The sequence below is a fragment of the Kitasatospora sp. NPDC058406 genome, from assembly GCF_042722765.1.
Classification (GTDB): Bacteria; Actinomycetota; Actinomycetes; order Streptomycetales; family Streptomycetaceae; genus Kitasatospora.
Genome location: NZ_JBHXKE010000143.1, coordinates 13,731 through 23,919, shown reverse-complemented (window position 1 = coordinate 23,919; position 10,189 = coordinate 13,731). Strand labels below are relative to the sequence as shown.

Annotated in this window: 10 protein-coding genes; 5 read left to right on the top strand and 5 right to left on the bottom strand. The window is 72.2% G+C overall.

Features of this window, described 5'->3' with window-relative positions:
* Nucleotides 1-109: 109 nt before the first annotated feature.
* From ACFWOG_RS25625 to ACFWOG_RS25610, 4 genes are all read left to right on the top strand, one after another.
* Nucleotides 110-730 (top strand): L-threonylcarbamoyladenylate synthase, encoded by a 621-nt coding sequence (locus ACFWOG_RS25625; RefSeq protein ID WP_329875879.1) that lies wholly within the window; start codon nt 110-112, stop codon nt 728-730.
* 307 nt (nt 731-1,037) lie between these two features.
* Complete coding sequence (locus ACFWOG_RS25620; protein ID WP_380361129.1) at nt 1,038-2,864, top strand: alkyl/aryl-sulfatase; 1,827 nt, start codon at nt 1,038-1,040, stop codon at nt 2,862-2,864.
* A gap of 46 nt (nt 2,865-2,910) precedes the next feature.
* A complete protein-coding gene (locus ACFWOG_RS25615) occupies nt 2,911-4,614 on the top strand; it encodes a SulP family inorganic anion transporter (RefSeq protein WP_380361128.1) in 1,704 nt (567 codons plus the stop codon).
* Nucleotides 4,615-4,809: 195 nt separating this feature from the next.
* Nucleotides 4,810-5,256, top strand: coding sequence for a hypothetical protein (locus tag ACFWOG_RS25610; RefSeq protein WP_380361127.1), 447 nt, complete (start codon nt 4,810-4,812; stop codon nt 5,254-5,256).
* A gap of 109 nt (nt 5,257-5,365) precedes the next feature.
* On the opposite strand, the gene ACFWOG_RS25605 is transcribed toward ACFWOG_RS25610, so the two are convergent.
* The 4 genes from ACFWOG_RS25605 to ACFWOG_RS25590 all read right to left on the bottom strand — a co-directional run bounded on the left by ACFWOG_RS25605 (nt 5,366) and on the right by ACFWOG_RS25590 (nt 7,870).
* A complete protein-coding gene (locus ACFWOG_RS25605) occupies nt 5,366-5,686 on the bottom strand; it encodes a hypothetical protein (RefSeq protein WP_380361126.1) in 321 nt (106 codons plus the stop codon).
* Nucleotides 5,687-5,963: 277 nt separating this feature from the next.
* A complete protein-coding gene (locus ACFWOG_RS25600; RefSeq protein ID WP_380361125.1) occupies nt 5,964-6,662 on the bottom strand; it encodes a hypothetical protein in 699 nt (232 codons plus the stop codon).
* A 239-nt stretch (nt 6,663-6,901) separates the two neighbouring features.
* Nucleotides 6,902-7,579 carry a hypothetical protein gene (locus ACFWOG_RS25595; RefSeq protein WP_380361124.1) on the bottom strand — a complete coding sequence of 226 codons (678 nt, stop codon included), beginning with the start codon at nt 7,577-7,579 and terminating at the stop codon, nt 6,902-6,904.
* Between the two features lie 39 nt (nt 7,580-7,618).
* Entirely contained in the window at nt 7,619-7,870 is a 252-nt protein-coding gene (locus ACFWOG_RS25590) for a hypothetical protein (protein ID WP_380361123.1), read from the bottom strand.
* A gap of 225 nt (nt 7,871-8,095) precedes the next feature.
* Here ACFWOG_RS25590 and ACFWOG_RS25585 point away from each other — a divergent pair, with 225 nt between their 5' ends.
* A complete protein-coding gene (locus ACFWOG_RS25585) occupies nt 8,096-8,365 on the top strand; it encodes a hypothetical protein (protein WP_380361122.1) in 270 nt (89 codons plus the stop codon).
* 313 nt (nt 8,366-8,678) lie between these two features.
* Here ACFWOG_RS25585 and ACFWOG_RS25580 read toward each other — a convergent pair whose 3' ends face one another.
* Nucleotides 8,679-9,830 (bottom strand): C40 family peptidase, encoded by a 1,152-nt coding sequence (locus ACFWOG_RS25580; RefSeq protein ID WP_380361121.1) that lies wholly within the window; start codon nt 9,828-9,830, stop codon nt 8,679-8,681.
* Nucleotides 9,831-10,189: the final 359 nt, after the last annotated feature.

The window sequence follows — 10,189 nt, the reverse complement described above, 5'->3', positions numbered from 1 at the left end:
GACAGGCCCTGACCGGCTCGCGCGGACGGCCGTCCGCGCGAGCCCCGCCGGCAGCGCGCCACCGCGGGCCGGTCCCACGACGGCCGGGCGGATCCCGTAGGGTCGGCCAATGGCGAAGTACTTCGACGTTCACCCGCAGACCCCCCAGGCCCGCACCATCAACACCGTGGCCGACAGCCTCCGCTCCGGAGCCCTCATCGCGTACCCGACCGACTCCTGTTTCGCCCTCGGCTGCCGCATGGGCAACCACGAGGGCCTCGACCGGATCCGGTCGATCAGGCGCCTCGACGACCGCCACCACTTCACCCTGATGTGCGAGAACTTCGCCCAGCTGGGGCAGTTCGTCCACATCGACAACGACGTCTTCCGCGCTATCAAGGCCGCGACACCGGGCAGCTACACCTTCATCCTCCCCGCCACCAAGGAGGTCCCGCGCCGTCTGATGCACCCGAAGAAGAAGACCGTCGGCGTCCGGATCCCGGACCACACCGTCACGCGGGCCCTGCTCGCCACGCTCGGCGAGCCCCTCGTGTCCAGCACCCTGCTCCTGCCCGGCGAGGACGAGCCGATGACCCAGGGGTGGGAGATCAAGGAACGGCTCGACCACGTGTTGGACGCCGTCGTCGATTCCGGCGACTGCGGCACGACCCCGACCACGGTCGTCGACTTCTCCGACGGCGGAGCGGAGATCGTCCGCCGCGGAGCCGGCGACCCCGCACGCTTCGAGTAGCCGCACGAGGACGCATCCGCCGGTGGCCGCCACCGACCCGCACCCGGTTCGGGCGGCGTCGCCGGACGGGGCACCGGACGGGGCGCCGGACGGGGCGCCGGGCCTTGCGCACGCTCGTGGCGAGAAGGGGCCGAGGGCAGTGTCGGTGGCGCGTCTCTCGGCCTTCACCCGGAAGGTCCAACAGGACTCGGGGTCCTGTCCGTGATCGTCCTAGGGTGGGCCGGGTACGCCGCCGTTCCGCCGCCGGGTGCGCCCGGTGCGGGCCGCGGATCGGGGTTCCCGGCTCGGCTTTGGATCGGAGCGACGCATGACCTCCTCACTGCCCTTCGGTGACAGGACGGATTTCGAGAACGCGGAGCGCGGACTGATCGCTTCGCTGGTGCCCGCCGTGGTGAAGGCCGAGGACGGGCGGGTGATCTGGGACAACGACGCCTACGACTTCCTGCGGGGCGAATGCCCGCCCACCGCGAACCCGAGCCTGTGGCGCCAGGCGCAGCTGTGTGCGAAGCAGGGCCTGTTCGAGGTGACCGAGGGCATCTACCAGGTGCGGGGTCTGGACCTGTCGAACATGACGCTGGTGGAGGGCGAGCGCGGGGTGATCGTGATCGACCCGCTGATCTCCGCGCAGACCGCTGCGGCGGCGCTCGCGCTGTACCGCGAGCACCGGGGTCGGCGGCCGGTGACGGGCCTGGTCTACACGCACTCGCACGGCGACCACTTCGGCGGTTCGCGCGGTGTGCTGCCGGCCGGTACGGAGGAGGGGGTGCCGGTGATCGCCCCGGTGGGCTTCCTCGAACACGCGGTGAGCGAGAACGTCTACGCGGGCAACGCCATGACCCGGCGGGCGATGTTCATGTACGGGGACCGGCTGCCCAAGGGCCCCGAGGGACAGATCAGTGCCGGGCTGGGCATGACCACCTCGACCGGCACGATCACGCTGATCCCGCCGACGCTCGACATCACCCACACCGGGCAGGAGGAGACGGTCGACGGGGTGCGGATCGTCTTCCAGCTGACCCCCGGCACCGAGGCCCCGGCCGAGATGAACTTCCTGTTCCCCGACAGGCGGGCCCTGTGCCTGGCGGAGAACGCCACGCACAACATGCACAACATCCTGACCCTGCGCGGCGCAGTGGTCCGGGACGCCCGGATCTGGGCGCGCTACCTGGACGAGGCGATCGACTTCTTCGACGGACGGTACGACGTGGCGTTCGCCTCGCACCACTGGCCCACCTGGGGTCACGGCAACGTCGTGACGTTCCTGTCGGCGCAGCGCGACCTGTACGCCTACCTGCACGACCAGACCCTGCGGCTGCTGAACGACGGGCTGACCGGGCCGGAGATCGCCGAGCAGTTGGAGCTGCCGCCGGCGCTGGAGACCTCCTGGCACGCGCGGGGCTACTACGGCTCGCTCTCGCACAACGTCAAGGCCGTCTACCAGCGGTACCTGGGCTGGTTCGACGGCAACCCGGCGCACCTGTGGGAGCACCCGCCGGTGGAGCAGGCCCGCCGGTACGTGGACGCGCTCGGCGGGCGGGAGCAGGCACTGGCGAAGGCCCGGGCCTTCACCCAGGACGGCGACCTGCGTTTCGCCGCCACCCTCCTCAACCACCTGGTCTTCGCCGACGCCTCCGACACCGCGGCCAAGGACGCGCTCGCCGGCGTCTACGACCGGCTCGGTCACGGCGCGGAGAACGGCCCCTGGCGCAACTTCTTCCTCACCGCGGCCCTGGAACTGCGCCAGGGACCGGGCACCATCCTGCTGGACTCCACCAACCCCGAGATGGCGATGGCCCTGACCGTCGACATGCTCCTCGACTCGATCGCGGTCCGCGTCGACGGCCCCCGGGCCTGGCAGGAGAACCTGACGATCGACCTGGCCCTCGTCGACGAGCGCCGGCGCCACCGTCTGACCCTCAGCAACGGCGCCCTGACCCACCGCACCGTTCCCCCGAGCGGCGCGGCCAGGACAGCCGCCGACCTCACCCTGACCCTGACCAAGCCCCAGCTGCTGGGCCTGCTGGCCGGCGGCGGTTCGGAGAAGATCGACCACGAGGGCGACCTCGGCGCCCTCGATCGCCTCTTCTCCCTGGTCACACCGGTCGACAAGTCCTTCCCGGTCGTCACTCCCTGACCGTCCGACACCGCGACCACGGCCCCGCATGCCACCGAAGCCGCGCATGACCCCAACCGCACCCTCCAGGCTCCGCCGCCCCCACCTGGGCAGGCCGCGGCCCGCCGACGTCTCCGCCGGTCTGGTCACCGGCCTGTTCAGCATCCCCGAAGGCATGGCGTACGCGGCGATCGCCGGGTTCAACCCGGTCGCCGGCCTCTTCTCCGGTGTCGTACCCGCCGTCGTCGGCTCGATCACCGCCCGCACCGTACTGATGGTCACCACCCTCACCAGCGCCATCTCACTCACGGCGCAGAGCGTCCTGGCCGACGCCGGCCTCGATGCCGGCAGCGGCGGGAACATCGCGATGCTCGCCGTGATGACCGGCCTCGTCATGCTGCTCATGGGCGTCCTGCGGCTCGGAGTGGTGCTCTCGTTCGTCTCCAACGCGGTGATGACCGGCTTCTCCGTCGGCATCGCCGTGCAGATCATCACCGGTGTCCTGAAGGACGCCACCGGATACAAGCCGCAGGGCCACAACAAGCTCGTGCAGCTGGGCGACTGGGTGGTGCACGTCGGTTCCTGGGAGCTCGCTGCCACCCTGACCGCGACCGCCACCGTCGGCGTCTGGGCCCTGGCCCACGCCGTGAAGCGGCTGAGAACGGTCGCGCTGCTGATCGCCATGGTGGTCGTCAGCAGCGCGGTCGCCGCGCTGGGCACCGGTGTGGAGCTGGTCGAGGGCATCGCCGACATCCCCTCGGCCCTGCCCCACTTCACCGCCCCCGACTGGTCGGCGTTCCCGCACCTGCTCGGCGGCGCCGTCTCCATCGCCCTGGTCGCCCTCGCGCAAGCGGCCGGTATCGCCCCGACCGTCCCCAACCCGGACGGCTCCCGTTCCTCCGTCAACGGCGACTTCGCCGCCCAGGGTGCGGCCAACGTCGCCGGGGCCCTGTTCCAGTCCCTGCCGGTCGGCGGCTCCCTGTCGCGCACCGGTGTCGCCGTCTCCGCCGGCGCCCGCACCCGCTGGACCGGGATCTTCTCCGGCCTGTGGCTCGCCGCGATCGTCCTCACCCTCGCGCCCCTGGCCGAGCGCATCCCGATGCCCGTCATCGGCGGCCTGATCATCGTCGTCGGCACCGAACTCATCGCCGGCAAGATCCCCGACATCCGCCTCGTCCTGAAGACCTCTCCCCTGTCGACCGCCGCGATGGCCCTCACCTTCCTCGCCACCACCGAGCTCCCGCTCCAGCAGGCCGTCATTCTGGGCGCCGTCGTCTCCCTCCTGCTCTACTGCGCCCAGGCCGCCCGCCAGTCCCGGCTCCTCGCCCTCGAACCCGCGGGCGACGGCCGCTGGAGGACCGCACCCCCGCCCGACCGGCTGACCCCCGGGCAGGTCACCGTCCTCGACTACAACGGCGTCAGCCTCTTCGCCGAACTCCCCCGCATGGACCGGAGCTGGCCCGCGCCCGCCGAGGGCGCCGTCCTCGTCCTCGTCGTCCGCACCCTCCCCGACGTACCGTCGTCCGCCATGATCAAGCTCCTGCGCCGCAAGGCGGACGAACTCCACCACGCGGGCGGACACCTGATCCTCGCCGGCGTCCAGCCCCCGCTCGCCAGGATCGTCGCCGACACCGGTCTGGCCGAGCACCTCGGGCCCGGCGCCGTCGTCCCCGCCACCGGCACTCTCTTCGGCCCGCTCGACACCGCCCTCCGCGACGCCGACGCCTGGATCGCCGCCCACCGCAACGCCCCGGCGCCGCCTTCGCCCTGACGCGGGCGCGTACTCGTCCGGAGCAGCACCGCAGCCACGGCCGAGTACCGGACCGGTCTGCGCCTCCAGGTGCCCGGGCTCGGCGGGCCGACACCTCGCGTCGGTCCGTACACGTCCCGTCCTTCGCGGGTTGAATCGCCCCATTCATCGATCTGCGGTGCCGTGCGGCACCACACGAACGAGGGGAGACCGCCCATGGCACCCGTACCGAGCGGCACCTACGGCATCGACAAGCCCAACGAGCGGCTGCTCAGCCTGCCGGGAGTCAATGAGCACGTGCTGCTCCTCCCGCCCCACAGAGGCAAGGTGGAGGCGCAGTCGTGGGAGGTGGAGGAACTCGACAACGGCAACGTCCTGCTCCGCAACCAGCGGCACCGCTCCTACGCGGGCTACTACGGCGATCCGGAGGAGAACTCCGAGGTGGTCGGCTCGTCCGAGCCCCGGGAGTGGGAGCTCCGCCCGGCCGGAGATCCGGACGCCTCCCGGTTCCACGTGGTCGTCCCCGGCGGTCCGGTCGGAGGGACCGAGCTTGCGCTCGATCTCAGCGTGCTGGACATCGCTCCGCAGCGGATCGCCCTGCGACCGCTGGACGTCCGCGACGAGCAGCAGGCCTGGGGCTTCCTGATCCACCTTCCCGGTTAGGGTCCGGCCGTCCGCGGTCGCGCGTCCGGCGGCGTCCGGCGGACGGTGCTCATCGGTGCGGGGGCTGCCGCCGCACGGTGGTGTGGCGGCAGCCCCCGTTACGCGGCGTCTACTCCGGTTGGGTCACCGTCGCGGCCCACCGGATCGTGTCACCGGACGCGTCGACGCCCACGTAGAAGGATCCCAGCACGACCCCCGGAGCCATGGTCGCCGACCCCACCCCGGCGGTTCCGACCGGGCAGTCCACGGTGAGCGAGGCCGTCTGCGCCCCCTGCGACTCCATCGTCACCTGCACGCTGCCGCCGCCCTCGCAGGCCACCGTGAGGACGGTCGGCAGGGTGCTCCACGCTCCGCCCGACACGAAACCGCCGTCCCCCACCTGGTCCGGCACCCACACCAGACCGTCCGGCCCGGGGTGCGGGAGCAGCACGTCATCGGCAGCGGCCGCAGGGCCCGCACCCGTCACCGCACACGCCGCCAGTACCGCCAGAACCGTGAGAACCCTCGCACGCCTCACAACCGCCCCCTTCGCATCCGTCATGACGTCCCCAGTGTGAGGCCGCACGAGCGGCGGGCGCCTGAGTATCCGTACTCAGCCGAGGCCGAAGCAGGAGCCGACGGGCGCCCGCGCGCGAACCGCCCGTCCACACGCTCGCCGCCGACGCGCCCGCGGTTCCGGGGGTGCGTCCGGGCCGAGCCTGGCGCGATCAGGCCGGTCGGCTGTCCGCCTCCCAGGCGTCCGGTTCCGCGGGAGCCGTCACGCCCGGTTCGACGAACAGGGCCAGGTATCGGAACTCCCCCGCCGCCCCGGGCCGGATCGAGTACGGCTGCCAGCGCAGGGGGTACGTTCCGCGCAGGACGCGGGTGTTGGGCGGGTAGTCGCCCCCGCCCCACAGCAGTTCCCCGGTCAGCTCGCCGCCCTCGTGCAACCGGAACGCGTGGTCGCGCGGCAGCTTCGCCGACGGCTTCGGCTCCCGCCACAAGGCCGACGTGTTGGTGACCATCAGCGCCAGACCGTTCTGGTCCGGCCGGTCGCAGAACCGTTCCAGCCGTGCGACGTCGAACACGAAGTCGCGCCTGGCCAGATCAGAGGCACCGTGCGCCTTCAGGGCGTACTGCTCGCCCGAAGGTCCGGCACCCACCGCTCCGCTCCAGGCGCTCTTGACGTACTTGAACTCCACCGCGGTCCGACCCTCCGCGGTGGCACAGAGCAGGTCGAGGTGCTCGACACCGTCCGAGGTGGTCTGCCGCACCTCCAGGCGGCACTGCACCTCGCGGTCGAGCTCCCAGAGCGTCCGGGCGACCGCGTGCTGCAGGTCGGCCTCCGAGTGGAACACCGGCCGTGTCCGGGCCAGCTCCGCCATCACCGCCGGCCGTGGCAACCGGCCGGCGACAAGATCATCCATGCCCAAGGTCATCCCTCCTCGTCCAAGGACCCTATCGGGATGCGGACTTGGCGCGCCAGCCGGTCGTCGGCATTCGGCGGGCCGGTGATCCTGAGCCCTTCCAGGAGCACGATGACGTCGCCGTGCCGGCTTCGGGAGCGGGCGAGGACGACCCGGCGACGGCCACGGCTGGCGAGCCAGACGGCAGCGGGGCCCGCCGGACATCGGCCGGAGCCGATGTCCGGGAGGAGCCGCCCCCGCTACCGCCCGGTGGCGGGCCCGGCCGTGGACCGGGCGGTCAGGGTGACGGGCAGACCGGCCTCGATGCGGCGCAGGAGGCGCCCGCCGTGGACGCCGGGAGCGTCGAAGCAGCGCAGGTCGTCGGGGTCGTCGTCGGCGTCGGTGCGCAGGACCTCGGGAACGAGCACCGTTTCGGGAGCGACCGTCGGTCGGCCGGGAGCGGGAGCGAGGTAGTCGGGTGCGAGGACGGGCCCGTGCAGGGCGCCGCCGATGAGGTCCGGGGCGAACTCGGAGGACAGGACGGTGGCGTGGGCGTGGAGGTCGCCGTGGATCATCACCAGTTTGTCGGTCATGTTGCCGACGAACGCCTCGACGTGGACGCTCCCTCGGACGAGCAGTTTGGCGTCGCCCTCCAGGTAGACGGCGGTGGCCCTGAGGTCACCGAGGACGATCAGGGCGGGGCAGCCGTCGTCGAGGTTGAGGATCGCGCCGGCGACGTCGAGGTTCCCGTCGACGATGTAGCCGGTGCCGTCCGGCTCGACGGCGTCGAGGTCGAGGTGGCCGTCGATGGCGAGGTCACCCGCGTGGACGTCGTAGTCCTCCTCGTACAGGTTCTCGTAGGTGCTGACGGGCAGGCTCCGCTGCTCGAAGAGAGCGACGGCGCCGTCCCAACTGTGCGGCGTGGCGGCGATGTTCATGGGCAGAACTGTGCCACGCGCCACTGTCAGGCGAGCGGACTACCGGGCCCCCGCCCTCGGCTCGCCCGGACGGCCACTGACCGGGTCCACGGTGAACACCGTGGTCTCCTTCTCCGCGAACACGGTGATCTCGTCCGCCCCGGACCACTTGGCACTCTTGAAGAAGCCGCGTCCGCCGGCCTCCTCCCACACGCCCAGATCCCAGTGGCGGGCTGACCACCCGCTGCCGGTCAGCAGCTCCATGCGGTAGACCGGGTCGATCGAGAAGGCGATGTCGGTCGCGGTCAGCACGTGGTCCGGGTGGTTCGGATCGGCCTTCCGGTCGACTGCCCGACCGGACGGGCCACCCCTTCCCTCCTCGCCGCCGGGGCCGGGGCCGGGGAAACGCTACTGCCATGACCGCACAGGACCGTTGGGTCAATTCGGTCGAGACGGCTTCAGCAGTCCGAGTAGCCTCGCCCTGTGGTGGATCAGGAGCAGTACGTCCGGTATCGGGAAGACTCGAAGGTGCTGGCAGTGATCGGGGAGCATGTCGACGCCCAGGTCGGCCGTGTCACCGTGCGACTGCCCAGGGCTGTGGCCGAGGCCGCGGTGGATGCCTGGGAGCGTGACGAGTTGGGTGACCTCGGCGAGGAGACCCACGAGCAGTACGCGCTGCGGGACCAGGCCGGCGATCTGGCACTGATCGGCCTGGTGATCTCGGAGCGCGGCCGCTGGGAGGGTGAGGAGGTCGTGATCGACCTGGATGTCGCCTCCGCGGGGGCAGCAGCGCGGGCGTCGCAGTAGTCACGCCGCACCGGCCCTCGTTCCGGATGCCCGGTGTGCCTGACGGGCTGCGCCCCTTGCGGGACTCGGACACCGCCGATGACGGGCGGGCACCGCCGGACGGCATTCGGGGGGCGTGGACGGGGATACGCTCGGCCTTCCGTTCTCTACACGGTGTGCTCGCGAATGACTTCGCCGAGCTGCCGGGGAAGGCCGGGAGAGAACAGTGTGTGTCCCATACCGGGAATCGGCCGGAATCGGGAGTGAGGGACTTCCTCGGCGAGGGCACGGCCATGTCGTGAAGACGGGTGACGGCCCGCTGCCTGACGAGACGCTACGGCCGGGGCGGTGAAGGCTCCGGCCGCACCACTCCGGCGACCGGCATCCGTTGCAGAGCGGTGAGCCGGACCACCGTGCCGGGCCGGGGCGCGTGGACCACCAACCCGTCACCCACATACAGGCCGACGTGGGTCGCCTCCTCGAAATAGACCACCAGGTCACCCGGGCGCAGCGGAGCGCCACTCGGAACGCGCGGGAGCTTCGCCCACTGCTCCTGACTGGTCCGGGGCACGGTGACACCGGCCGCCTCCCACGCCTTCGAGGTCAGGCCGGAGCAGTCGAACTCCGTCGGCCCGGTCGCGCCCCAGACGTAGGGGCTGCCCATGCGGCTCAGCGCGTAGGCCACTGCGCGTTGGGCGACCGGGTCGGTCCGGCCGTCGGCCGGCGCCGAGTTCCGGTACGCCCCCGGCTGCCAGACCCCGTCCCCGAACCGGCCCGCGAGATCCGCGCGCATCCTCTCCTGCCGCTGCACCAGACCGCCCTGGTCCGCCTCGACCCGGTGGACCTCCTCGGCGCCCGCCGACTCGGCAGCACGAGCGAGATCCGCCTGCTGCGCCCGGGCCCGGCGCACCTCCTCGGCATCGTGGTAGCGGTCGGCGAGGGCGTCGTCGCTGAGCCGCTCGCCCCGCCATCGTTCAAGGCTCTGTTCGGGTGTGGAGCTGAGGAAGGCGGCCAGCTGGACCATCCCGTGGTTCAGGTACTGGGCCTGGGCCAACCCGCTGAGCAGATCTCCCAGCACCTCCTGCCGGACCCGCCCGGCGTCCGCTGAAGCCACGGCGGCGGCGGCGTCCTGACGGAGGCGTACGGCCCTGTCCCGCACGGCCGTCAGTCGGGCCTCGCCCTCCACGATCGCCAACGCGGTGTCCGTCCACTCCCGGACGGCCTCCGCCGTCGGGGCCGGGCCGGGTTCGGCCACCGCGGCCGGCTCTCCGTCCGGTCCGAGCGGCCCGGTCGGCGGCGCGAGCCCCTCGTCCGGCGGCGCGGTGCCGGCGGACGGCGAAGGCACGGGCGACGGCACGGGGACGGGAACGGGCAGCGGTTGGGCTCGCGCCGTGCCCGCACCGAGGACGGCCGACGAGCAGAGAACGGCTGCGGCGATCAGGCCCACCGAGCCACGACGGCACGTCCCGAGGAATGAGGAGGTCACCAGTCCCAAGGAGTCAGAGCACGGACGGCCCCGGACCGAGTGACACCCGCTTGTCACTTCATCGGGCGATATCAGCTGGGCCGGATGGCACGGCCACCGTGATCGTGGCCCGGAAGCAACCGCACCTTCTCGACGGCTGCGGGCACCGACACAGCACAGCGGCCCGCCGGCGGGTGGGCGGCGGGCCGCGTGGTTCAGTGGGGGGGGGGGGGGGTGGTGTGGTGGTTTGTTTGTGGGGGGGGGGGGGGGGGGGGGGGGGGGGGGGGGGTTGGGGGGGGGGGGGGGGGGGGGGGGGGGGGGGGGCTCATCGCGGCTCCTCGGGTCGGTCGGTCGGTGGTGCCGGGGCGAGCAGGAGGTCG